Genomic DNA, 22,131 nt, shown 5'->3' on the forward strand with positions numbered 1-22,131 from the left:
CGTCAGATGCGCGAAGAGTGCACCACCGCGCATCGAACCCGAGGGCGGCAAGGTCAGCGAGGACGGTGTCGAATCCGAGAGAAAGGTGCCCTGCGACGTTTTCAAAGACCGCGTAGCTGGGTCGTAGAACGCCAAGGGCACGGGCGATGTGGGGCCAGATGTGCCGGTCATCGGCAACTCCCTTCCTCTTGCCGGCGGAACTGAACGGCTGGCACGGGTAGCCGCCGATGTAGAGGTCGACCGGCTCGACGGCGCCCCAGTCGACGGCCGTGATGTCCCCGAGGTTGGGCACCTCGGGGTGGCGGTGAGCCAGGATGCGGCTTGCGCCGGGGTCGTTGTCCGCCACCCACGCAAGCTCGCCGCCGAACACGTCCTTGACGGCCATGTCCAGGCCGCCGTAACCGGTGCACACCGAGCCGATCCGTAGCGGCGTCATGCCGTCACCGCCTCAGGCTGTGTGCCGCTGCCCCGCTCGGCCCGCAGCGTGTCCCGCAGCGTGCGGGCGTTCTGCGGCGAGGTGCGCACCGCCCGTCGGATGCCCTCGCCGGTCAGCTTCGCATCCGGCCAGTCGGCCGTGGCCGCCCGTGCTTCGGCGAGCAGTTGTTCCGGGGTGCGCTTGGGGCGGGTCGACTTCGCCACGTCCGGGACACGGCCCGTGGCGCGGCGCGGTCGGGTCGACTCGACCACCGCCGTACGCTGCTCGATCGGCACGACCGGGGCCGGATCGATCGAGGGAAGCGGCTTGGCCGGGAGGGTCGACTTCAGGAAGCCGACCGGCACCGGCCGGGGCAGCACCACCACGTTCGGCGGGTCCGGCTCCGGGGTGGATACGGGCAGGTCAGCCCTAGACCGTTTCATGATGGTCTCGATGGATTTCTCCGCATTCACGTCTGCGGCCGGAATCGGGGCGGGGCGGTGGTGCAGCACCTTGGCGACCAGATCGGAACCGAAGTAGATCGACCCGACCGGCAGCGAGGTGGCCAGCAACACCAGAGCCCAGTTGGCCGGGTCCCAGTCCGCCAGTTGACCCCACTCGATCGTGCGGCCGTGCAGATCGGGCACCAGACCGTGCACGTAGTTCAGGACGAGTGAGGCACCGGTGTAGGTGCCCAGCACGCGCAGCGCGAACGTCCGGTCCCGGTCGGCGAGGACCAGGGTGGCGACCAGGGCGAGCGCCATCAGTCCGTCGACCACGAACGGGTAGAGCGTCGCGGCCGTAGCGTCCGCGCCGACCGCGTTGGCGATGTCGCGCAGTGCGTTCCACGAGACGCGAAAGGCCATGCCGACCACGCCGACCAGCGCGGCCACCAACAGGGTCTTGGCGAAGCTGTTCATGCCGCCGCCTCCGTCCCACCGGTCGTGCCACGGCGACCCGCACGGCGGCCGTTGACCGTCCCGAACTCCGGGGCCGAACCGAACAGCGGGGCGATGCTGAATCCCCCGCCCTCACGCTTGGCCCTGTACATCTGCTCATCAGCCCGACGCAGCAACGCGGACAGGTCAGCGCTACCGGCACGCCAGTACCGGGCCACGCCGATCGACGCGTGTACGTCGATGCGCTGCCCGTCGAACTCCACCGGCTGCTCCAGCCGGTCCAGCAGGTCAGCCAGCTTGACCAGCAGATTGCCGGTCACGGTGCCCGTCGTTCCGTACACGGGCGTGAGGGCGGCGAACTCATCCCCGCCAAGACGCCCCGCGGTTCCGGCGTTGTCGTGGGCCCACTGGTCAAAACGTCGGCCGGTGGCACGGAGCACGGCATCCCCGGCCGTGTGGCCGAAGGTGTCGTTGATCTCCTTGAACCAGTTGAGATCAACGACGTACACGGCCTGCTGCTGTCCACGGGTCAGGCTCTTGCGGGCCCGCTCCTCGAACGGGTCACGCGTCCACAGACCCGTCAGCGGATCACGCCGGGCCGCGTCGATCCGGCGCCGCATCCACAGGCTGTGAACCGACCAGCCCGACGCGAGGGGAAGCGCTGCGGCCAGGGTTGTCAGGGCGTAGCTCATGCCGCTTCCTCCGCCCCGGAAAACGTGCCGGCGGAGCGGGCGGCGACCCGCAGGAGCGGCACGGTGCGGGTGAGCGCGTCGGCATACAGCGCGTCCCAGGCGGCCACCTCGTCGCCGCTTTCTCCGTCCTCCCGCAGCTCCGCGAGCACGTCGCGGGCCACGTCCAGACGGGCCGCACGCTCAGCGCGGGACTCCGGCCTGAGCGGGCCGCGAAACAGCTCCTGGAACGCGTCCGTGTCACTGTCGGCGAGCAGGTCGTCGAAGCCGAACGCCAGCTCCTGGAACTCGATCGTGTTCAGGACCTCGTGGGTGCCGATGTAGCTACGCATGGGGTAACTCCTGGATTCGAAGGAACGGAGATACCGGGGTGGCCTCGGTCTTTGGTGAGAGGCGGCCACCCCGGCAAGAACAGGGGTCAGACAGTGGCGATGATGAGCGCGGCGATGAGCAGCCACAGGTGATGGAAGGACTGGTCAAGCGCGTAGGCACCGGTCCCGATGTGCGGGTTGTCGTCACGGTCGGAACGCGGGGCACCGAGCCGGTAGAACTCGCCCTTGCCGGTCACCTTGGCCAGCCACGCGAGAGTGCTGCGGCGATCCGCCCACCAGTGCGTAACAGCGTCGATGCCCAGCCCCATCACCAGGCCGGGCACGCTCACGGAGAGGTTCAGCAGCCACAGGACCGGCAGCAACAACACGAGCTTGGTGGCGGTCAGGGTGGCGACGTGGCGAGCGCCCGCGAGGCGGCCAACCCAGCCGGGGCGGCCCTTGCACGCGGACTGGCAGGAGGTCTGCACCCAGTGGTCGCCCACGCTGTGGGCGACGTACAGGGCGACGAACACGGCAGCCATCTGGGCTCCTTGGCGAGGCGGGAAAAAGGAGGGGGCGGGTCAGCGGGTGCGTGCATGGCCGGACATGCTGCGGGCGTCCACGTGCAGGTGCCTCGCGCCGCTGACCAGCGCGTCGCCGGAGACGGTGTTGGCCTGCACGGCGCCGGTGGCAGACGGGGTGGCCTGCACGTCGATGTCGCCGGAGGTGGTGTGCAGGTCGGCTGCCTGCCCGGAGTAGAGGTGCACGTCGATGTCACCGGAGACCGTCCGGGCACTGCCACGGCCGGTCAGGTGCCCCACCGACACATCGCCGGACGTGGTCTTGGCGACCAGGTTGTTCACGCCGTCGGCGTCCAGGTCACCGGAGACGGAGCGGAACTCCATCTGCTCGACATAGCCGAACACCGCGGCGTCAGCGGAGGTGGACACCACCGCGAGCGAGGACCCCGCGGGCAGGTAGGCCGTGACCTCCACCGCGCTCACGGTCTGCATGCCGCTCGAACCGCCGGAGACCACACGGCCGTTGATGATGGTCAGGCCGGTCACCGATCCGCGGACCGTGCCGAAGCTCTGCGTGACGCGGTTGCCGCGCACGCTCTGCACCATCACGTTGCCGGGCAGCTCGGGAACCTCCACCGCGAGCGCCTGGCCATCCTGGTGGCTGCGGGTGCGGTGGATCGCGTCGGCGGCGGGCCCGCTGGCGTCGTCGGTGTGCAGCTCGATGCGGGCGGTGGTGAACTCCTTGCTGACTTCTACGCGTGCGTGGCCGACCGGCAGGGACAGGCCCAGCACGATCGGGCCGGGAGTCTGGGAAACGAAGGTGCGCTCGGTCATGGCGGAGCTCCTGTTTCGGGTGAAGGGGCGAGGCGGTCGCGGTCTTGTTTGGTGAGAGGGCGACCGCCCCGGAGAAAGCCCCACGCCGTGAGCACGGCGGGAGCAAGTGCCCCGGCCGGGAGTCGAACCCGGCCTTGCGACCATCGGGGCGGTGGCGCTGTGCGCAGGATCAGCCGCAGACAGCGGCCTGGACGATCCCGGAGTGATCGAAAGCGAGGTTCGCGGGCAGGTCGTCCAGCGGGAACCAGCGAGCTTCCGTGGCGTCGTCCCCAGCGGTGGGGACCACGTCGGATCCGATGGTCACCGCGTAGGCCGCAGACACGTACCGTCCGCGCGGGTCGCGGTCCGGACTGTCAAAGAGGCCGGAAAACTCCAAGTCGCGCAGGCTGACGTTGACTCCGGTCTCCTCGGCAAGCTCGCGTGCTGCGGCCTGGAGGCTGGTCTCTCCTGCGTCGACGTGGCCGCCGGGGAGGGCCCAATGCCCCTCGAAAGGGGCCCAGCCGCGCTTGATCAGGAGGATGCTGCGGTCGTCGTTGATCACGACGATGTCGGCGGTGTAGCGGATCGCCTCGTGGTTCTCCATGTCTGCTCCCTGTGTTGGTTGCTGGCAGGTGCGCCAGAGCGCCCCGGCCGGGAGTCGAACCCGGCCTTGCGACCATCGGGGCGGTTCGAAGAAGCGGTCACCACCAACTGGACTTCTTCTTGGGCGTGACGTTGGGGCAGCCGTTGACCATGTGGTTCACGCACTGCGGGCAGTCCTCGCGGGGACCAAGGGCGCGGTGTATCCGCTTGTTGTGGGCGTGCTCCCAGCACTGCGGGCACTCACCCGGAGGCGTCTGCGTCGCCATGGCGGGCTCCTTCGTGATCGGGAATCGGATCGTTGCGCGCCCCGGGACCGCATCCGATGCGGCGCCCTCGCGGCTGAATGCCGGGGCAGTGCGAAGCGAGGGCGAGCCCTCGCGAAGGTGCTGCGGATTTCAGATCACGCAATGCCGGTCACGCCCCGGAGGGCGGAACCGGGCAGGCCACCCGGCCCGACATGGTCGGTTGGGATGGTGACCCGCACCCATCGACCACCCGTGTTCAGGTGGCTGGGCCGGCACGCTGTTCAGTTCTCAAGGCGGTTCCGCTCCCAGCCCGTCGGAGCGCGACTGAAGTCGCTCCCCAAGGTCTTCCGACTGGTGCGGGTACTGCGGTTCGTTCGGCTCCACCGGTTCAGGTGGGCACTGCCGAGATGAGGAACATGTATTACGTGTTCCTCATCATGCAGAGGAAGGTTCGCGCCGTCAAGCCCTTCGGCTGTTTGGGGTTCTGCGAGTCCCTCGCGTCGATGTACTTACAGATTGGCCTGGCGACAGAAGACGATCGACCTCGCACATGTACGACTTGTGGACGACTTCGCTACGGTGAAGTCGTCCCAAGTCGTCCCAGGCAGGGGAGAGTTCGCCACATGCCTAATGAGAGGCTCCGAGGCGCGATCGTCGAGAGCGGGATGACGCTCGACAAAGTGGCCGCGAGGTTAGGTGTCTCAGCAAAGACGGTTGAGCGTTGGATCGGTGAGCCGAACCGTAAGCCGTACCGTCGCTTCCAGTACGCGACCGCCTCGCTCCTGCAATGTGAGGTGTCCTACCTGTGGCCGGAAGAGCGGACCTCCGCCGAGGTCACCGAGGCTGGGAACGCTGAGCTGATCAAGCTCTACCCGCACCGATCTGTCGTACCGAGCCGCCTGTGGCCACAGCTCTACGCGCAAGTAACGCGGTCCTTCGACGTGGTCGTCTACTCAGGCTTCTGGCTCACCGAAGACCCTGCGTTCCACCGGGTCGTCAAGGAGAAGTCAGCGGCGGGTGTCTCGGTCCGCTTCATGCTTGGGGACCCGGACTGTCCGGCCGTGGCCGTACGTGGCGAGGATGAGGGAATCGGTCCCGCAATGGCAGGCAAGATTCGAAACGCGCTCATCAACTACAGCCCGCTTTTCGGGTTGCCCGGAGTTGAGTTCCGCCTCCACAGCACGACGCTCTACAACTCGCTCTACCGAGCCGATGACGAGATGCTCGCCAACGGCCACCTCTACGGGGTCGGCGCGTACATGGCTCCCGTCCTGCACCTGCAACGCGTGCCCGGCGGGGAACTGTTCGACGCCTACGCTGAGAGCATCGAACGGGTCTGGGAGTCAGCTAGGCCCATCTCTTCGCCTGCCGATTGCGGAGGTCCCCACGCATGAGCCGAGTCGACTACTTTCGCGACCCCAACGCGCCCAAGGCCAACTCTGTGGTCCCTTCCGTCACAGCGGTCGTCCTTGACGATGCCGGGCAGCTCCTGCTCATCCACAAGACGGACAACGACCTGTGGGCGCTCCCCGGTGGCGGCCACGACATCGGTGAACGCGTCGGCGACACCGTCGTACGGGAAGTCCTGGAGGAGACGGGAATCACCGTCGAGATTGACAGCATCGTGGGTCTCTACACCGACCCTCAGCACGTGCTCGCCTACGACGATGGCGAGGTACGGCAACAGTTCTCGATCTGCTTCCGTGCCCACCCGACGGGCGGTTCACTGCGGACAAGCAGCGAATCTAAAGAGGTCCGTTGGGTCGACCCAACGGACCTCGATGATCTCGATATTCACCCGTCCATGCGGCTGCGTATCCAGCATGGACTGGATGGCTCTCGCCAAGAGCCTTACATCGGCTGATCTGCGGCGGGGGCCTGAGTTAGGCGGCCCTCCACTCGTTCCACGGCTCCGTGGATCTCGGGCGCCGCACGTTGAATGAAGCGGCCGACGATGGTGTCTGGGCCATACCTCTGCACGATCTCATCCAGCCGCTTGGTCGACGTGGTGTGCGTGCCGTCCGGAGTGGTCGTCATGTCGCAGAAGAGGAGCGCGTCAACGAGGTCGGGCCGCTCTAGCTCGAACTCGGCCTCCAACTCCTGCCTGAGCCCCCGCTCCTCTGCCTCCAGGAGAGCGCAGGAGTGATGCGCCACGAGCCGGATCACTCGGTCATCCGCCCGTTCCTGGTCCCGGAGAAACCGAGCTCCGTCAAGTGGGTGGAATCCAGTAACAGCGATCTGCGGCGAGTATCCGATGTCGTGCAGTACGGCGGCCGCTTCCAGCAGCTCCGCATCGTCCCCCAGGATCGAGCCCAAGGACCGGGCCCGATCAGCGACCCCCAAGGAGTGCGCCCACCTGCGCGGCAACGGATCGGACAGCAGCGATTCGGAGAGCGAGTACGCCCACTCAGTCAGTCCCATGGCGGCCAAGGCTACGGCCGACCGCTGGAAGCCGGGAGAGCGCAAACGGTGCGCCCCTTCCCGTGGACAGTGGCGAGCAAGCCGGTTCCCTCCATCTGGGCTAGGCCACGGCGCACGGCAGTGCGGGATACACCGAACCGCTCGCAGAGCTTGGCCTCGGACGGATACGTATCCCCGATCACGAGCGAGTCCTCTTCGATCACCGCAGTCATGCGCTCCACGAGGGGGCGCCGGTCACCGCCCCGAGAGACCCGCCACCCCACCCCAGGCGCAGACTCAAGGACGCCCTCGGCTTCCAGGGTCTTGAGGGCCCGGCGAATCGTGTTGCGCGCGACTCCGTGCGCACGGACAAGGTCAGCCTCGGACGGCAGATCATCGACGATCTCGCCCTCTTCGATGCCCTTCCGAAGGGCCTCCGAGATCACCAGGTAGGTTCCGCGCGGGCTGGCCTCCGGCACTTGAGCTCCTCTCGTGTATCTCCGTTGCTCGCCATCAAGAGTCCCACTGTCGACCGGAGGAGAGCCTTGATCGTCCAGAACTCCATGGCGAACTTATTTCTTAGCCGAAAAATGGGTGCTAACTTTCGACGCATTGCTTAGACGATCGATTATTGTCGGATCAATCATAACACTCAAGATCGCCGCAATCGTGAGAATCAGAGAGCTAACAGCCGGGCTAGCGGCAGCACCCTTCCCCCAAAGGGCGAACGGGTCGACCACGACGAAATAGGTTGTAGCAACCATGACGGACAGAGCCAGGACATGACGCACCACTCTCAGGATTCTCCTCCTGAGAAGTTCTTTGCCTGAGGCCTCGGCAGCCAGAAGTATCCAATTACCTTGCGCCGCATGCACGAGTGCGCCCGTGAATGCTTCGTTCATTTCAACTAGTCGATCTCCGCCCACGGCAGCCACCTCCTTCCACTTCCGGGCAGATGCGGCCACCCCCGCCCCCAGCGAAGCGACTGCGCTATCGGCAACTGGATCTCCGACACGCAAACTCCTCTGCCAGCGCCCCTCCGCCAATCGGGCGACCCTCTCTAGGGATTCGATTACTTCCTTCCGCTCGTCACTTGATACGTAGGGGCGGATGCCTTCAGTATCGCGGTCCACACCTTCTTCAGGACCCTCGATAGCAGCCTGCGCGTAGGTCGCCAGTTCCAGCAGCTCCAGCAGAACCTTGGCGGTCGCCACGGCATGTGCGGGCTCTTTAGGACCCACCCTGCGGAGAAGGGAGCTACCAGCAGAGAAGTTGAAGGCAATAAAGACGAAGGTGATAAACCAGTTGAGGGCGAAGTCTGCCGAGAACCCAAAGTAGGTGAACACACTCTCAGGCAGGATCGATAGGCTTTCCTGGTAGGAGATCACATAACTCTTGATGAAATCTCGCCATTCGTCTAAGGCGGTCAGGGTAAAGCCTACAGAGAGAACGAATAGGCGCCAGACCTGTACCCACTTAGGAGCGAAGGATCGAATGACGAAAATCATCCTCCCATGGACCAGAAGGGCGAGAACAAGCAGGAGGCCCGCGAAAAGAATAGAGGGCCCTCCTACCTTTTCAAACTCTTGAAAACGGTTCAGGGAGCCCTCGAATAGCACCATCGGCAGAAGAAGGAACACCGCAAAAGCAATTGGGAATACAAGCACCGGGTGGTCTTCGGAAAAATCGTCCAGAATAGAGGACCAACTTGCACGGGAGTTGTCACTCCAGTGAGCGGCCCGTATAGCCTCGGTGACAATTTCAGATTCTTCTTCACTTAAAGCCTTCAAGCGGCTAACCTTCGCCGATTGAATCCTCGATAACAACGCTAGTTGCTCGGATCTCTGACGGGGAAGGTTCTTTATCCCTCTCCGCTGGGCACTAAGCCACATCCTGATAACCTGCCGAACGGACTCCGGCGCGTCACCTTCTGGATGCGCTTCTTCCCACGCTTCAATAACGTCTTGACGGATCTCGGCACGCAGATCTGAAAACTGTTTTCGGACTCCGGGTATGTCCGACCGCTGAGGATCCTCGCTCATCCGCTCCCCCGGTCACCTAGGCGGCGCTCCACGGCGCTAGATACTTGCCCGCGCCCTGACGAAAAAGCGTAGCGCGGGGCCGTCCTTCACAGGAGCGGAATCGCGCTCACTCCAGCACGCCAAGCTCGGTGCCCGGTCGGCAGTGCGGGCACGCGTCGACCTGGCCCACCGTGAGCGCGCGCCACGCCTGATCACGCGTCGCGGCGCTGCCAGACGTGGCGGCACCAGTTCGACGTGGCTAGCAGCCGGGAGCTTCGGCGTGCCAGCAACCTGCCGGCAGGGCCTAGACGCACCCCAGGGCACAACGAGGGCACAACGGCTTCAGGCGGGTTCAACGCCAACCAACGCCAGTAAACGCCGTTTAGCCTGGTCAGCGGCTTGGCTTGACAGTCTCCGCAGAGAATGCACGAAGGGACAGCACCCCCGCACAGGGTGCTGTCCCTTTTTCGTGGACCGGAGCCGACGCCGCATCGGTACTGAGGGTCGGGGACACGGCGTCGGCCCCGGAGCTCTACCGGTGGTCGCTGCCCGTCGAGTGGGAGGCGGCGCGGCCGGCCTCGAGGCGGGCCACCGGGATGCGGAACGGCGAGCAGGAAACGTAGTCCAGGCCCACCTCGTGGAAGAAGTGCACGGACTCCGGGTCGCCGCCGTGCTCGCCGCAGACGCCGAGCTTCAGGTCGGGGCGGGTCTCGCGGCCGGCCTTGGCCGCGAGGCGCACCAGCCTGCCGACGCCGTCCTTGTCGATGGTCTCGAAGGGCGAGACACCGAAGATGCCCTTCTCCAGGTACGCCGTGAAGAAGCTCGCCTCCACGTCGTCACGGGAGAAGCCCCAGACGGTCTGCGTGAGGTCGTTCGTGCCGAAGGAGAAGAACTCGGCGGCCTCCGCGATCTGGTCCGCGGTGAGCGCGGCGCGCGGCAGCTCGATCATCGTGCCGAGCGCCAGCTTCAGCTCGACGCCGGTCGTCTCGACGACCTCCGCGATGACCTGCTCGGCCTCCTCGCGGACGATCTCCAGCTCCTGGACCGTGCCCACGAGCGGAATCATGATCTCCACGCGCGGGTCGCCCTTGGCGGTCTTCCGCTCGGCCGCGGCCTCCGCGATGGCCCGCACCTGCATGGTGAACAGGCCGGGGATGACCAGGCCGAGGCGTACGCCGCGCAGACCCAGCATCGGGTTCTGCTCGTGCAGGCGGTGCACGGCCTGGAGCAGGCGCAGGTCGTTCTCGTTGGCGTCCTTGCGGGACTCGGCGAGGGCGACCCGCACGGAGAGCTCCGTGATGTCCGGCAGGAACTCGTGCAGCGGCGGGTCCAGGAGGCGCACGGTGACGGGCAGGCCGTCCATCGCCTCGAAGAGCTCCACGAAGTCCCGCTTCTGCAGCGGCAGGAGCTCCTTCAGGGCGTCCTCGCGCTCCTCGTCCGCGTCGGCGAGGATCAGCCGCTCGACCATCTCGCGGCGCTCACCGAGGAACATGTGCTCGGTGCGGCACAGGCCGATGCCCTGCGCGCCGAAGCGGCGGGCACGGAGCGCGTCCTCGGCGTTGTCCGCGTTGGCGCGCACCCGCAGGCGACGGACGCGGTCCGCGTACGCCATGATCCGGTGCACGGCGGCGACCAGCTCGTCGGCGTCGTCGGCGCCCGCGTGCATGCGGCCCTCGAAGTACTCGACGACGGGGGAGGGCACGACCGGCACCTCACCGAGGTAGACCTTGCCCGTCGAGCCGTCGATGGAGACGGTGTCGCCCTCCTCGACGACGGTGTCGCCCACCGTCATCCGGCGGCGCTTGGTGTCGACCTCCAGGTCCTCGGCGCCGCAGACACAGGTCTTGCCCATGCCGCGCGCCACGACGGCGGCGTGCGAGGTCTTGCCGCCGCGCGAGGTCAGGATGCCCTCGGCTGCGATCATGCCGTCGAGGTCGTCGGGGTTGGTCTCGCGGCGGATCAGGATGACCTTCTCGCCCGAGCGCGACCACTTGATCGCGGTGTACGAGTCGAAGACCGCCTTGCCGACCGCGGCGCCCGGCGACGCGGCGATGCCCCGGCCGAGCTGCTCGACCTTCGCGCCCTCGTCGAAACGGGGGAACATCAGCTGCGCGAGCTGGGCGCCGTTGACGCGCTGGAGCGCCTCGGCCTCGTCGATCAGGCCCTGGTCGACGAGCTGCGTCGCGATGCGGAAGGCGGCACCGGCGGTGCGCTTGCCGACACGGGTCTGGAGCATCCACAGCTGGCCGCGCTCGATGGTGAACTCGATGTCGCACAGGTCCTTGTAGTGCGTTTCGAGGGTCTCCATGATCTGCATGAGCTGGTCGTACGACTTCTTGTCGATCTGCTCGAGATCGGCGAGCGGCACGGTGTTGCGGATGCCCGCGACGACGTCCTCGCCCTGCGCGTTCTGCAGGTAGTCGCCGTACACGCCCTGGTGTCCCGAGGCCGGGTCGCGGGTGAACGCGACGCCCGTGCCGGAGTCGGGGCCGAGGTTGCCGAAGACCATCGAGCAGACGTTGACGGCCGTGCCGAGGTCGCCGGGGATGCGCTCCTGGCGGCGGTAGAGCTTGGCGCGGTCGGTGTTCCACGACTCGAAGACCGAACGGATCGCGAGGTCCATCTGCTCGCGCGGGTCCTGCGGGAAGTCCCGCCCGGCCTCCGTCTTGACGATCTTCTTGAACTTGGTGACCAGCTTCTTCAGGTCGGCGGCCTCGAGGTCGGTATCGACCGTGACCTTCTTGGCCTCCTTGGCCTTCTCCAGGGCGTCCTCGAACAGCTCGCCGTCGACGCCGAGGACGGTCTTGCCGAACATCTGGATGAGCCGGCGGTAGGAGTCCCACGCGAAGCGGTCGTCGCCGGACTGCTTGGCGAGGCCCGTCACGGACTTGTCGGAGAGCCCGATGTTGAGGACGGTGTCCATCATGCCGGGCATCGAGAACTTGGCGCCCGAGCGGACCGAGACGAGCAGCGGGTCGTCGGCCTGGCCGAGCTTCTTGCCCATCTTCTTCTCGAGGGCGTCGAGGTGAGCGCTCACCTCGTCCCGCAGCTCGACGGGCTCCTCACCACTGCCGAGGTACGTCTTGCAGGCCTCGGTGGTGATGGTGAAGCCCGGGGGGACGGGCAGCCCGAGGTTGGTCATCTCGGCGAGGTTCGCGCCCTTCCCGCCGAGAAGGTCCTTGAGGTCCCTGTTGCCCTCGGTGAAGTCGTAAACGAACTTCACGCCCTCGGTCGCCTCACTCGTGTGAGCTACATGGGGATCTTTGTTTTCCGACACGGGTCTCGACTCCTCGAGGACTCGGTGGCTGCCCTGACGGCGAGGAACATACCCAGATCGAAGGCGCCTGGGTACGTCCACTTGTGCGTCATGCGGCCGTAACCACCCGTCCGCCGCTAGATCGAAAGTGACTGAGCGGTAGCCGGAGAGACCCCCTTGCATTCATCTCTTGAACGCGTGACACCTTCAGACCCCTTAAAACGCTCAAACGAGCGAGCTAAACTCAAATGTGAGTTCACCTTATGAATGATCGAGCAGTGGCACTGAGTGCCACCCCTTGGAGAAGTGCAGTCGCCCGTGAACCGCTCATCTGAGCGCAAGGCCTATCAGGGGTGGCGAGAATCACGCCGTTTGAACCGGCCGGATGTCAGTATCCGGACCCCCGGGGGCGGGCCGGGACCGCCACCGGCCGACTGCGCCGCTCGCCCTGCATGCCCAGCGCGGCGAGCCGCTCATCCGCTCCGGCCGGTGCGTACAGGTGCTCCACCACGGGCGTTGCCGCCCTGATCAGCGCCGCGCGGCCGCCCGGACGCGCCGTGATCACCTCCGGGTGGGCCGCGGGGCAGGGCAGGGCCCGCTGGTGGCGCGGTGCGCGGACGTCGGTGGGGAAAGGGGTTCCGGCCAGATGTCCGACGATCATCGGAAAGTCCGGGTTCGGCGGTGTTGCGACCGTCGCGAGGGCCTCGCAGGCGTGCCGTCCGCGCTGCCCGTGCCGTCCGTACTGCGCGTGCTGCCCGCGCTCGCGGCGGCTCTCGCGGATCCGTTCACCCGGTGCCTCTCACGCTCCGCTCGCGACCGTCTTTTGTGCGTCAACTGCACGATATTTAGCGGGTTTTGCCCGTTCTCCAGGCGCAACCCTAAGGTGGACGACACATAACCCAGAGGCCGTCGAGCGGCCCGGGAAGAGCGGAGATCGCGTGGACCGCAGCGCCGCCACCACTCGGCCGCCCACCCGCAGCGGCGATCCGGCGCGGCGGACGCTGCGGCAGCGGGCGGGCCGGGTGCTGTGGACCAACCGGGCGCGGGCCTCGACCAGGATGGCGGGCCCCTCCGCGCCGCCCCCCGAGGCGCGGCGGGCCCGTGCCGACGCGCTGACGCGGACGCTCGTGGACCGGCTGTGGGAGTCCTACTCGACGTGGCGGGTGCGTCCGGGTTCGCCGAGTACGTGGTCCCGTTCACGCTGGTCCTACTGCACGACGTACGTGACGCACATGACGTATACGACGCATACGTTGCATACGACACACGTGACGCGCGGGGCGGGCTCTCTGAAAGAGAGGTGTGGGCATGAGTGACCGGCATCGGCTGCTGGTGCGGGGACGGACGTTCGCGGCCGTCGGCACGGGCGGCGACATCAGCGGCGTCGGGGCGGCGCGCGGCGGCGGCGCGGGCCCGGACGGCCTGTTCGTACGGGACGCGCGGCACCTGAGCCGCTGGCAGCTGACGGCCGACGGGGCCGTCCCCGAGGTCCTCACGCCCGTGGACACCTCGGCCGCGGCCACCGGCGCCGCACGCTGCGTCCTGGTGCCGCGCGGCGGCCGCCAGGAGCCGCCCGCGTACACGCTCTTCCGTGAACAGGCCGTGGCGGACGGCGCGTTCGTGGAGTCGCTGCGCGTGGTGAGCAACCGGCCGGTGCCGACCCGGGTGCGGATCGAGCTGACCGTGGACGCCGACTTCACCGACCAGTTCGAGCTGCGCGCCGACCACCGTACGTACGCGAAGCCGGGCGCCGTCAGGTCCCGCCGACCGCTCGACGCCGACAGGACGGACGGGGCAGATGGGGCGGGCGGGACGGATAACAGGGAGAGGGCGGGTGGGAAGGGCGTCGGCGGGGTCGAGTTCACCTACCGGCGCGGCGAGTGGTGTTCGCGTACGACCGTCACGGCCGACCCCGCGCCCGGCGCCGTCGAGGAGACAGGGGCCGGGGCGCGTCGCCTCGTATGGACGCTGGACCTCGACGCGCACGACGCGGTGCGAGTGGCACTGCGTGCCGTGGCGCAACCGCACGGCGAGGCCGCAGCGGGCCGGCCGCACTCCCCGGCCGAGGCGGCGCGCCATCTCGCCGCCATCGAGGACGAGTTCGTGTCCGCCGTGTCGCCTCCTGCCCGGTGGCCGGAGCTCGCGGACGCCTGCACGCGCGGCCTCGCGGACCTCGCCGTCCTCCAGGTGCCCGCCACGGGCCCGGACGGCGAGGAGCTGAGCGTGCCGGGGGCGGGCGTGCCGTGGTTCCTCACGCTGCTCGGCAGGGACGCCCTGCTGACCTCCCTCTTCGCGCTGCCCTATCTGCCGCGCCTGGCCGCCGCGACGCTGCCCGCGCTCGCCGCGTCGCAGGCCACGGAGGCCGTGCGCAGCGTGGTGGCCCAGCCCGGGAAGATCGTCCACGAGGTGCGGCAGGGTGAGCTCGCGCACTTCGGGCAGGTGCCGTTCGGGCGCTACTACGGTTCGGTCGACGCGACCCCGCTCTTCCTGGTGCTGCTCGGCGCGTACACGGAACAGACCGGGGACCCCGCGGCAGCCCGCCGCTTGGAGGCGCACGCGCGGGCCGCCGTCGCCTGGATGCTCGACCACGGCGGGCTCACCTCGCGCGGCTACCTCGTCTACCGCGCGGACAAGGGCGGCCTCGCCAACCAGAACTGGAAGGACTCGCCCGGCGCGATCTGCTCCGCCGACGGCATCGGTGCCACGGGGCCCGTCATGGCGGCCGGGGCGCAGGGGTACGCGTACGACGCCCTGCGGCGCACGGCCCGCCTCGCGCGGACCGTCTGGGACGACAAGGTGTACGCGGACCTGCTCACGCAGACGGCGGCCGACCTGCGGGCCCGCTTCCAGCGCGACTTCTGGATGCCGGACCGGGGTTTCCCCGCGCTCGCCCTGGACGGTGAAGGTCACCAGGTCGACGCGCTCGCCTCGGACGCGGGTCATCTGCTGTGGTCCGGGCTGCTCGACAAGGAGTACGGCGAGACGGTGGGCCGCCGTCTCCTGGAGCCCGACTTCTTCTCGGGCTGGGGCGTACGGACACTCGCGGCGGGGCAGGCCGCGTTCCATCCGCTCTCCTGCCACCGCGGTTCCGTGTGGCCGCACGACAACGCCCTCATCGCCCTCGGCCTGGCGCGCTACGGCCTGCACGACGAGGCCCGCGCGGTGGCCCGCGCCCTGGTCGCCGCCGCCACGGCCGCCAACGGCCGCCTCCCGGAGGTCCTCGCGGGATACGACAGGACGGCGTACCCGTATCCGGTCCCGTACCCGCACGCGTGCGAACTGGAATCCCGCTCGGCGGCGGCGCCGTTGGCGTTGTTGACGGCGGTGGGTGGGGCGTAGACAAGTAGCAGGTGGGGTTTAAGTAGTCAACACCGCATAGGGGTTGTGCTTGATTCGATCATTTGTCTCACCGAAGGCGGCGCCTCTAGTCGGGGTGCCGCCTGCTTGTTTTTACTAACGCGGATCCTTCGAACGGGTCTGCCAATCCTATAAGCGTTGCCATCCCGGCCGTCGCGCTGCCAGCATTCTTCTTGTTAATAACAAGCCTCTGCGGAACGGGTGTTGGCCATCGTGTCGACGGACGGCCGCGCCTTTCCGAAGGGTCTCAGCCATGGATTCATTCCCCCCGTCCGGGCGTGCCGATGACGACGAGCCCGACGAGGAAATTCGGCGCAAAGAGCGGGAGCTGGCCGAGCGGGAAGCGAAGGTGGCGCGCCGCGAGCGGGCGGCGACCGGGCTGTGGATCCTGAGGGCCGCCATCGCGGCGGCTGAGGCTGCGCATGGCAATCCGGCGTACCGGGCGGCGGGCCATGCCGTCCGGTGGGTCATCGACCGCCTGCAGGACGACATCGAGTGATCCGAGGCAACGCATGAGCGAGGCAACGCATGAGTGAGGCGACGAGCGACGGGCCGTTCCCCATTCCCGTATCCCGGGAGCGGCAAGAGACGTGGATCGAGGCCGTGTTGGCCACCGAGGGGGTCAATCTGCCTCGGGGGGCGCTGGAGAACATCGCTCCCTTCGTGGTCGATCCCGAGGAGACGCTGGGTGAACCCGATGAGCAGGGGGTGCGCAGGCTCAAGGGGGGCGCGGTCCGGCGCATCCGTACGGACGCCGGGGACATGGTCGTCGCCGTCGTCCGGATGCACGGAGTCGGTGGCGTGCAGTGGGGGCACAACGAGCGCATCAGCTCGATCTGGCGCTCCGTCGCGGATCCGACGGTCGGCCCGGCGACCGAGGGGACGCTGGCCTCGGTCCGGCCGTGGAGGCGCGTCGACGACGAGGGGAACGAGACGTTCTACGCGGCGCTGGAGAGCTCGGTGGCGAACCGGCACGCGCTGATGATGAATACCGAGGACGCCGCCGACGCCCTGGAGAGGCGCGACCGCGTCCGCCCGTACGACCTGGAGGCCGACCTCGTCCTCAATGGGCAGCAGGATCCTGGAATGTATGTTCCCCAGCAGGTGTGCCTCCAGGAGAATCCCGAGACCGACGCCGACGGCAATCCGCTGTATCCGGATGCCTATTGGGGATGGATGGCAGTTCGAGGGAATAATCGAACACAGAAAAGGCAATCGATTTTCCGTTTGACGTCCGGTGAGGTGCTGGCGGGCGTCCCCCGGGAAAAATTGGAACGGGTCGAGGAAGGCGTCATCTGCGACCCCCGCGTCTGGCTCCCCGAATTCTCCGCCGTTCTCAACAGGGAGTACGCGGAGACGGACGAGGACGAGCTGGACCCGACGAGCAGTTCACGGGCGCGGCGGGCGGCCGCCATCGCCGTGGTGGACGCGCACCTGGTGGTCGGCACCCCGACCCCGCAACGGCTCTACCGCATTGTGCAGATGAACAACCGCCGGGACCACGTGCACCCGCCGCTGGAGTTCGACGCCCTCGACCGGTCGCGCGCCCTGGGGCGGAGCGTGCTCGGCATGTACGTGGCCCAGCGGGTCATGGACGAGAAGACGGCGGAGGTCCTCTCCGGGCTCGCACCGATCCGTGAACTCCCGGAGGCCACACCGGACATGACGGTGTCGGAGCTCCGCGACCTGCGGTCCATGAGGCTGCTCCAGGAGCTCTTCCCGGTGGACCCGCGCCGCCAGCTCCTGCTCCGGCGGGCGCTCAGCGAACACCCCCCGTCCCAGCTCAAGGCGGGAGAGATCAACCAACGGGCCCGTACGTGGTCCGCGTTGACCTCCGAGAGCTACGCCACGCCGTGGAACCCGCGCGTGGGCGAGGTCTTCACCACCAAGGTCCGGGGCGGTGTCGTGCTCTCCGGGCGCAGGCTGCCGGACCTCCTCGCCGCGGCGGACACCGAGGACGCCGCCTTCGACGAGCTGGTGGCCTACCGGGCCGCGCACTGGCTCGCGTCCTTCGGCATCATCGAGGCGGACCGCGGCTCGCTCGACGGCCAGGAGGCGGTCAACGACGCGGGGGAGCGGATCCGCCGCTCCCGCAGGACCGTCTCGAACTGCCTCCAGGCCCTGCGGCACGAGAAGAGCCGGATGATGGCCGTCGGCGTGCTGCGGTCGCTCGCCTCGGCCATGGACGACGGGGACCGCAGGCCGTGGCGGGTCAGCGGGTCCGGCAAGGAGCTGCCGGGCCGGGAGATGACGCCGGTCTGGTTCGACACGGAGTTCCCGAAGGAGACCGGGACGCGGCCGCGCAAGCCCGCGACCCCGATCCTGCCGAGGCCGTCGGCGCCGATGCCGGCCGTGGCCCCGGCCCCGGTGATAGCGCCGGTGCCGGTGGCGGCGCCGGTGGGGCCTCTGCCGTCCGCGACCGTGCCCTTCCCCTCCCTGCCACCGAGCGCCACCCCGCCCGTGCCCGCACCCGCGTCACCCCCCGGCACCGAGGAGTCCGTGGACGCCCTGGTGGCCCGGGTCGAAGAGCGGATCCAAGGGCTGCACGCCGCCTCCGTCGAGGTCGGCGAGCTCCTGGACGGGCTTGCGGAGCGGAGCCGTACGGAGTCCGTGCCGCAGCCCGTCGCCCGTCACCGGGCCGACACGGCCGTACGCCTGCTGACCCAGACCCTGTCCAGGCTGCGCAAGCTGCCCGAGCTCATGGAGGACTTGGCGGAGCCCGTGTGACGCCGCGTGGGGCCGCCTCAGCCGGACGGCGTGAGCGGCGGACGCCACACGCCCAGCCACTGCTCGGCGCCCCACGCCTCGTACCGCCGCACCTCGGTGAAGCCCAGCCTCGCCGCGAGGCGCATCGACCGGTCGTTGGCGCTCTGAGTGCGGAGCACCACCGGCTCGCCGGGCAGCACCTCGGCGAACCACCCGAGCACCACCGCGCACGCCTCAGCGGCGTACCCGCGTCCCCACGCCCCCGGCAGGAACAGGAAGCTGAGCTCGGCCTCGGCCTCGGCATCCGGAGGGACTTCGCTACGATGCTCCGCCTCGCGCCGGCTGAGCTCGACGGTGCCGATCATCGCGCCGTCGAGCTCGACCACGAAGAGACCGGGGCGCCGCCCGGGTACCGAAGGCACCGCGCGTTCGAGCTCATCGCGCGGCCGAGGGCCGCCGACGTACGTGCCCACCTCCGGCGAGGCGAAGAGCTCGATGAACGCCGCACGGTCCCTGGCCTCGGACGCGCGGAGCACGAGCCGTTCGGTCTTGACCGGGGCGGGCGGCCAGGTGAGGGGCCCGAGTTCAGTCATGCGGGCACGCTACCGTCCGCCCGCGGGAGCCGTCGCAGCGGCGTCAGTCGTCGATCCCCGACCGTTCCACCCCCGCCACGATCCACCGCTGGAAGAACAGGAAGACCACAAGCAGCGGCACGATCGACACCGCCGCCGCGATGAACAGCTCGTGCAGGCGGATGACTTGGGACGTGGTGAACGTGGCGAGCGCCACCTGCACCGTCCACGCGTCGCGGTCCTGGCCGATCACCAGGGGCCACAGGAAGGAGTTCCAGGCGCCGATGAAGACGATCGTGCCGACGGCCGCGAAGACGGGGCGGGAGTTGGGGACGACGACGCGCCAGTACGTGCGCCAGTAGCCGAGGCCGTCCACCCGTGCCGCGTCCTCCAACTCCCGCGGGAAGCCCAGGAAGTACTGCCGGAAGATGAAGCACGCGAACGCCGAGAACAGGGTCGGGACGATCAGGCCCCGCAGCGTCGACACCCAGCCCAGCGAGGAGACGAGCACGAAGCTCGGTACGAAGGTGACGGCGGCCGGGACCATCATCGTGCCGAGGATCGCGTAGAAGACCTGGTTCGCGTACCGGTAGGGGATGCGGGCCAGACCGTACCCGGCGAGCGAGGCGAGGACGAGTGTGCCGAGCGTCGTCGCGACCGCGATCAGCGTCGAGTTGAACAGGGCGCGCGCCATCGGCACCGTCGGGTCGTCGAAGAGCTCGGAGAGGTTCGACCAGCGCAGCGTCGAGGGGAAGAACGTCCAGTCGGGCGAGGTGATGTCGTCCTCGGACGCGAGGCCGTTGCGCACGAGGAGGTAGAAGGGGATCAGGAAGAGCAGCGCGAGCGCGATCAGGAGGACGAGGCGCAGCGCGCGGCCCGTCCGGACCAGGGCGTCGTCCATGGGCCGGTGCGGAGGTTTCACGGATCGGGACACTGGTCTCAGTCCTCCTTCCTGCCGAGGCCGAACCAGCGGGCCTGGCCGACCGTCACCCCCGCGATGATCAGCGCGAGGATCACCGCGCCCGCGCTGCCGAAGCCGAGGTTCTGCTCCTGGCCGAGGGCCGTGTAGTAGAGATAGACGAGCGGTGGCCGGGCGTAGGGCGGATAGCCCTGGGAGTCCGAGAGCAGGTTGTAGAACTCGTCGAAGGCCTGGAAGGCGTTGATGACGAGGAGCAGCGTCACGGCGACCGAGGTGGCGCGCAGCTGCGGGAGCGTGATGTGGCGCAGCACCTGCCAGCCGGGCCGCGCCCCGTCCACCGCCGCCGCCTCGTAGAGCGTGGGGGAGATCCGCTGCAGGCCCGCGAGGAACAGGATCATGTAGAAGCCGGCCTGGAGCCAGAGCCGTACGGTGACGATGACGAGCCAGTACCAGGGCGGATCGGTGGTGGAGAGCCAGGCTGTCTGGTCGGCGCCGAACCAGCCGAGGACGGTGTTGGCGAGCCCGAACCGCACCCCGTTGAAGATCGACAGCTTCCAGATCAGCGCCGCCACGACGTAACTGCACGCCGCGGGGAGGAAGAAGACCGACCGGAAGAACGCCTGGGCGCGGCGCATGCGGTTCACCATCAGGGCGAGGGCGAGCGACAGGACGAACGTCGTCGGCACGATGAAGGCGGAGAAGACCGCGAAGGTGACGAGACTGTCGGTGAACGCGTCGTTCCGCAGGATCGACGTGTAGTTGTCGAAGCCGATGAAGTCGGTCGGCGAGACCGTGTTGTGGGCGTCGAAGAAGCTGAGGTACACGCTCCAGGCGAGCGGCACGTAGGTGAAGAGGATCAGGCCGAGCGCGAAGGGGCCGACGAAGACCCAGAACCAGAGGGTGCGGTTCTGGGTGCCCAGGAGCCGGCTTCTGACGGGGGCGCGGCTCACGACTTCTTCTTGGCCCGGTCCAGCTCCGCCCGCACCTTGCGCACGACGGACTTGAGCTCGCTCTCGGGGCTCGCCCCGGACTTGATGATCCGGCTCAGCGCGTCCTGGTAGACGGTGCGGCTCGCCGGCGTCCACAGCAGCGGCTCGGCGTAGCCGTACGCGGTGGAGTAGCGCACGGCGTCCGCCGCCGGGCCCTCCTTCAGCTTGTCGGCCTTCTTCGCGAGGGAGAGTCTGGCGGGGATGTGGGAGCCGTACGACAGCGCGAAGTCCTCCTGGTACTCCGTCCGGTCGATCCACAGCCACTTCAGGAAGTCCTTCGCCTCCTTCTTGTGGCCGCTGCGGGCGCTCACCGCCGCGCCGTACGACCCGACGGGCAGGGCGGGCCTGCCGTGCGCGCCGTCGGCGGGCAGCGCGAGCACGCCGAAGTCGTCGCCCAGCTCCTTCTTCACCGCGGGCAGCGCCCACAGCCCGCACCACTGCATGGCGGTCAGCTCCTGCACGAACGCGGACGGGTCCGACCAGTCGGCGGGCGCGCCGAGCAGCAGCGACTTGTCGGCGTACAGCCGGTGCAGTTTGCCGAGGGTGCGGGCGGCCGCCGGATCGTCGAAGCCGACCTCGCCGTCCTCGGTGACGGAGGAGAGGCCCGCCGCGTACAGGGGCGTGAGGCCGAGGGCGCCCGCTCCGCCGTCGTTGCCGAGGAAGAGGCCCTTCACGTCCTTCGTGGTGAGCGCCTTCGCCGCGTCGACCAGCTCGTCCAGGCTGCGCGGCGGCCGTACGCCCGCCTTCTGGAGCAGGCTCTTGCGGTAGTAGAGCAGGTGCATGTCGACGACCTGCGGGATCGACCAGATCTTCCCGTCGTACGTCTTGGGGGCGAGCACCGCCGGGTTGAAGTCGTCCTTCACGCCGTCGAACAGGTCGGTGAGGTCGACGACCTGACCGCTGCGGATCTGGTCCAGGGACGGGCCGTTGACCTCGAAGACGTCGGGCCCCGAGTCGGTGAGCAGGGCCGCCGCGGTCTGCTCGTCGTAGTTGCCCGGCCGCCACTGGACGCTGACGTCCGCCTTCTTGTAGGCGGCGGCGTACCGCTTCACGGCCTGCTCGGTGCCCGGCTCGCCGTACTGGTGGTACCACTGCGCGAGCCGTGGGCCCTTGCCGCCCGAACCGCCGCCGTCGCGGCCGGTGTTGGACCCGCACGCGGTGAGCAGCCCGAGTGCCGCGCCCGTCGCGCCCGTCCCGAGCAGTGTCCTGCGGCTGATGGTCATGCTGGTCGTCCCCCTGCGTGGTGTCGGACTGCGTGGTGTCGAAACTGCCGGTGGCATGGCGTTGTGTGCCCGGCTCAACGATCAACCATGCAGAGGGATTACGACAGGCGTGTTGCGGACGAGTGTCGCCCTGCGGGGCGAGTGCGACCGGCGTCCGTGCCCGGCGTACGACCGGTGCCCGTGCCCGGCGTC

22 protein-coding genes and 2 pseudogenes are annotated in these 22,131 nt (G+C 68.4%); 6 read left to right on the plus strand and 18 right to left on the minus strand.

Translation table 11 applies throughout. The annotated features are described in order from the left end of the window. Positions 1 to 4: 4 nt before the first annotated feature. The 8 genes and pseudogenes from ACFVYL_RS11130 to ACFVYL_RS11165 form a co-directional block, all read right to left on the minus strand. A pseudogene (locus ACFVYL_RS11130) lies at positions 5 to 436 on the minus strand (DNA cytosine methyltransferase); the annotation flags it as partial. After that, positions 433 to 1,335 carry a DUF2637 domain-containing protein gene (locus ACFVYL_RS11135; RefSeq protein WP_389714568.1) on the minus strand — a complete coding sequence of 301 codons (903 nt, stop codon included), beginning with the start codon at positions 1,333 to 1,335 and terminating at the stop codon, positions 433 to 435. The gene ACFVYL_RS11135 and the pseudogene ACFVYL_RS11130, both read right to left, overlap by 4 nt. Next, positions 1,332 to 2,006, minus strand: a complete 675-nt coding sequence (locus ACFVYL_RS11140; protein ID WP_389714569.1) for a GGDEF domain-containing protein — start codon at positions 2,004 to 2,006, stop codon at positions 1,332 to 1,334. The genes ACFVYL_RS11135 and ACFVYL_RS11140 overlap by 4 nt, the downstream gene beginning before the upstream one ends. Continuing rightward, entirely contained in the window at positions 2,003 to 2,335 is a 333-nt protein-coding gene (locus tag ACFVYL_RS11145; protein ID WP_389714571.1) for a hypothetical protein, read from the minus strand. Before ACFVYL_RS11145 ends, ACFVYL_RS11140 begins: the two co-directional genes overlap by 4 nt. Before the next feature lie 86 nt (positions 2,336 to 2,421). After that, positions 2,422 to 2,856: a transcriptional regulator gene (locus ACFVYL_RS11150; RefSeq protein ID WP_389714572.1), complete on the minus strand. Its 435-nt coding sequence runs from the start codon at positions 2,854 to 2,856 to the stop codon at positions 2,422 to 2,424. A gap of 39 nt (positions 2,857 to 2,895) precedes the next feature. After that, the gene (locus tag ACFVYL_RS11155) at positions 2,896 to 3,669 is read right to left on the minus strand and encodes a DUF4097 family beta strand repeat-containing protein (protein WP_389714573.1); all 774 of its coding nucleotides are present in this window, start codon (positions 3,667 to 3,669) and stop codon (positions 2,896 to 2,898) included. Between the two features lie 169 nt (positions 3,670 to 3,838). Continuing rightward, the gene (locus tag ACFVYL_RS11160; RefSeq protein ID WP_389714574.1) at positions 3,839 to 4,252 is read right to left on the minus strand and encodes an NUDIX domain-containing protein; all 414 of its coding nucleotides are present in this window, start codon (positions 4,250 to 4,252) and stop codon (positions 3,839 to 3,841) included. 97 nt (positions 4,253 to 4,349) lie between these two features. After that, the gene (locus tag ACFVYL_RS11165; RefSeq protein WP_389714575.1) at positions 4,350 to 4,517 is read right to left on the minus strand and encodes a pRL2-8; all 168 of its coding nucleotides are present in this window, start codon (positions 4,515 to 4,517) and stop codon (positions 4,350 to 4,352) included. A gap of 602 nt (positions 4,518 to 5,119) precedes the next feature. Here ACFVYL_RS11165 and ACFVYL_RS11170 point away from each other — a divergent pair. Then, complete coding sequence (locus tag ACFVYL_RS11170) at positions 5,120 to 5,890, plus strand: XRE family transcriptional regulator (protein WP_389714577.1); 771 nt, start codon at positions 5,120 to 5,122, stop codon at positions 5,888 to 5,890. Continuing rightward, entirely contained in the window at positions 5,887 to 6,360 is a 474-nt protein-coding gene (locus ACFVYL_RS11175) for an NUDIX domain-containing protein (protein ID WP_389714578.1), read from the plus strand. Before ACFVYL_RS11170 ends, ACFVYL_RS11175 begins: the two co-directional genes overlap by 4 nt. Here the strand turns inward: ACFVYL_RS11175 and ACFVYL_RS11180 are convergent. From ACFVYL_RS11180 to ACFVYL_RS11205, 6 genes and pseudogenes are all read right to left on the minus strand, one after another. Further along, positions 6,348 to 6,917, minus strand: coding sequence for an HD domain-containing protein (locus ACFVYL_RS11180; RefSeq protein WP_389714580.1), 570 nt, complete (start codon positions 6,915 to 6,917; stop codon positions 6,348 to 6,350). The two genes, ACFVYL_RS11175 and ACFVYL_RS11180, sit on opposite strands and share 13 nt — an antisense overlap. Before the next feature lie 11 nt (positions 6,918 to 6,928). Then, complete coding sequence (locus ACFVYL_RS11185; protein ID WP_389714581.1) at positions 6,929 to 7,375, minus strand: GntR family transcriptional regulator; 447 nt, start codon at positions 7,373 to 7,375, stop codon at positions 6,929 to 6,931. A 93-nt stretch (positions 7,376 to 7,468) separates the two neighbouring features. Further along, positions 7,469 to 8,938: a hypothetical protein gene (locus ACFVYL_RS11190; RefSeq protein ID WP_389714582.1), complete on the minus strand. Its 1,470-nt coding sequence runs from the start codon at positions 8,936 to 8,938 to the stop codon at positions 7,469 to 7,471. Positions 8,939 to 9,044: 106 nt separating this feature from the next. Continuing rightward, positions 9,045 to 9,149: pseudogene (locus ACFVYL_RS11195) on the minus strand (DUF6233 domain-containing protein); the annotation flags it as partial. Between the two features lie 300 nt (positions 9,150 to 9,449). Then, positions 9,450 to 12,194: a pyruvate, phosphate dikinase gene (ppdK, locus tag ACFVYL_RS11200; RefSeq protein WP_389714583.1), complete on the minus strand. Its 2,745-nt coding sequence runs from the start codon at positions 12,192 to 12,194 to the stop codon at positions 9,450 to 9,452. A 367-nt stretch (positions 12,195 to 12,561) separates the two neighbouring features. Beyond that, positions 12,562 to 12,834, minus strand: a complete 273-nt coding sequence (locus ACFVYL_RS11205; protein ID WP_389714584.1) for a hypothetical protein — start codon at positions 12,832 to 12,834, stop codon at positions 12,562 to 12,564. A gap of 277 nt (positions 12,835 to 13,111) precedes the next feature. On the opposite strand from ACFVYL_RS11205, the gene ACFVYL_RS11210 reads away from it, so the two are divergent. The 4 genes from ACFVYL_RS11210 to ACFVYL_RS11225 all read left to right on the plus strand — a co-directional run bounded on the left by ACFVYL_RS11210 (position 13,112) and on the right by ACFVYL_RS11225 (position 18,257). After that, a complete protein-coding gene (locus ACFVYL_RS11210) occupies positions 13,112 to 13,489 on the plus strand; it encodes a hypothetical protein (protein WP_389714586.1) in 378 nt (125 codons plus the stop codon). Then, a complete protein-coding gene (locus ACFVYL_RS11215; protein WP_389714588.1) occupies positions 13,482 to 15,512 on the plus strand; it encodes a glycogen debranching N-terminal domain-containing protein in 2,031 nt (676 codons plus the stop codon). Before ACFVYL_RS11210 ends, ACFVYL_RS11215 begins: the two co-directional genes overlap by 8 nt. Before the next feature lie 271 nt (positions 15,513 to 15,783). After that, on the plus strand, positions 15,784 to 16,029 hold the full coding sequence (locus ACFVYL_RS11220; protein ID WP_389714589.1) for a hypothetical protein: 246 nt from the start codon (positions 15,784 to 15,786) through the stop codon (positions 16,027 to 16,029). A 29-nt stretch (positions 16,030 to 16,058) separates the two neighbouring features. Continuing rightward, positions 16,059 to 18,257 carry a hypothetical protein gene (locus tag ACFVYL_RS11225; RefSeq protein WP_389714591.1) on the plus strand — a complete coding sequence of 733 codons (2,199 nt, stop codon included), beginning with the start codon at positions 16,059 to 16,061 and terminating at the stop codon, positions 18,255 to 18,257. Between the two features lie 17 nt (positions 18,258 to 18,274). On the opposite strand, the gene ACFVYL_RS11230 is transcribed toward ACFVYL_RS11225, so the two are convergent. The 4 genes from ACFVYL_RS11230 to ACFVYL_RS11245 are packed head-to-tail and all read right to left on the minus strand — an operon-like array spanning position 18,275 to position 21,939. Next, positions 18,275 to 18,829 carry a GNAT family N-acetyltransferase gene (locus ACFVYL_RS11230; protein ID WP_389714592.1) on the minus strand — a complete coding sequence of 185 codons (555 nt, stop codon included), beginning with the start codon at positions 18,827 to 18,829 and terminating at the stop codon, positions 18,275 to 18,277. Positions 18,830 to 18,872: 43 nt separating this feature from the next. Continuing rightward, positions 18,873 to 19,709 carry a carbohydrate ABC transporter permease gene (locus ACFVYL_RS11235; RefSeq protein WP_389714703.1) on the minus strand — a complete coding sequence of 279 codons (837 nt, stop codon included), beginning with the start codon at positions 19,707 to 19,709 and terminating at the stop codon, positions 18,873 to 18,875. A 38-nt stretch (positions 19,710 to 19,747) separates the two neighbouring features. After that, entirely contained in the window at positions 19,748 to 20,677 is a 930-nt protein-coding gene (locus ACFVYL_RS11240; RefSeq protein ID WP_389714593.1) for a carbohydrate ABC transporter permease, read from the minus strand. Next, entirely contained in the window at positions 20,674 to 21,939 is a 1,266-nt protein-coding gene (locus ACFVYL_RS11245; protein ID WP_389714595.1) for an ABC transporter substrate-binding protein, read from the minus strand. The genes ACFVYL_RS11240 and ACFVYL_RS11245 overlap by 4 nt, the downstream gene beginning before the upstream one ends. Positions 21,940 to 22,131: the final 192 nt, after the last annotated feature.

The organism is Streptomyces sp. NPDC058308, from assembly GCF_042880275.1.
In the GTDB taxonomy this organism is placed as follows: Bacteria; Actinomycetota; Actinomycetes; order Streptomycetales; family Streptomycetaceae; genus Streptomyces.

Coding starts and splice junctions, on each gene's coding strand:
- ACFVYL_RS11165 (WP_389714575.1), bottom strand. CDS start 4,517: ATGGCGACGCAGACGCCTCCGGGTGAGTGCCCGCAGTGCTGGGAGCAC.
- ACFVYL_RS11215 (WP_389714588.1), top strand. CDS start 13,482: ATGAGTGACCGGCATCGGCTGCTGGTGCGGGGACGGACGTTCGCGGCC.
- ACFVYL_RS11135 (WP_389714568.1), bottom strand. CDS start 1,335: ATGAACAGCTTCGCCAAGACCCTGTTGGTGGCCGCGCTGGTCGGCGTG.
- ACFVYL_RS11170 (WP_389714577.1), top strand. CDS start 5,120: ATGCCTAATGAGAGGCTCCGAGGCGCGATCGTCGAGAGCGGGATGACG.
- ACFVYL_RS11180 (WP_389714580.1), bottom strand. CDS start 6,917: ATGGGACTGACTGAGTGGGCGTACTCGCTCTCCGAATCGCTGCTGTCC.
- ACFVYL_RS11220 (WP_389714589.1), top strand. CDS start 15,784: ATGGATTCATTCCCCCCGTCCGGGCGTGCCGATGACGACGAGCCCGAC.
- ACFVYL_RS11230 (WP_389714592.1), bottom strand. CDS start 18,829: ATGACTGAACTCGGGCCCCTCACCTGGCCGCCCGCCCCGGTCAAGACC.
- ACFVYL_RS11140 (WP_389714569.1), bottom strand. CDS start 2,006: ATGAGCTACGCCCTGACAACCCTGGCCGCAGCGCTTCCCCTCGCGTCG.
- ACFVYL_RS11160 (WP_389714574.1), bottom strand. CDS start 4,252: ATGGAGAACCACGAGGCGATCCGCTACACCGCCGACATCGTCGTGATC.
- ACFVYL_RS11150 (WP_389714572.1), bottom strand. CDS start 2,856: ATGGCTGCCGTGTTCGTCGCCCTGTACGTCGCCCACAGCGTGGGCGAC.
- ACFVYL_RS11175 (WP_389714578.1), top strand. CDS start 5,887: ATGAGCCGAGTCGACTACTTTCGCGACCCCAACGCGCCCAAGGCCAAC.
- ACFVYL_RS11225 (WP_389714591.1), top strand. CDS start 16,059: ATGAGTGAGGCGACGAGCGACGGGCCGTTCCCCATTCCCGTATCCCGG.
- ACFVYL_RS11235 (WP_389714703.1), bottom strand. CDS start 19,709: ATGGACGACGCCCTGGTCCGGACGGGCCGCGCGCTGCGCCTCGTCCTC.
- ACFVYL_RS11205 (WP_389714584.1), bottom strand. CDS start 12,834: ATGATCGTCGGACATCTGGCCGGAACCCCTTTCCCCACCGACGTCCGC.
- ACFVYL_RS11155 (WP_389714573.1), bottom strand. CDS start 3,669: ATGACCGAGCGCACCTTCGTTTCCCAGACTCCCGGCCCGATCGTGCTG.
- ACFVYL_RS11145 (WP_389714571.1), bottom strand. CDS start 2,335: ATGCGTAGCTACATCGGCACCCACGAGGTCCTGAACACGATCGAGTTC.
- ACFVYL_RS11190 (WP_389714582.1), bottom strand. CDS start 8,938: ATGAGCGAGGATCCTCAGCGGTCGGACATACCCGGAGTCCGAAAACAG.
- ACFVYL_RS11245 (WP_389714595.1), bottom strand. CDS start 21,939: ATGACCATCAGCCGCAGGACACTGCTCGGGACGGGCGCGACGGGCGCG.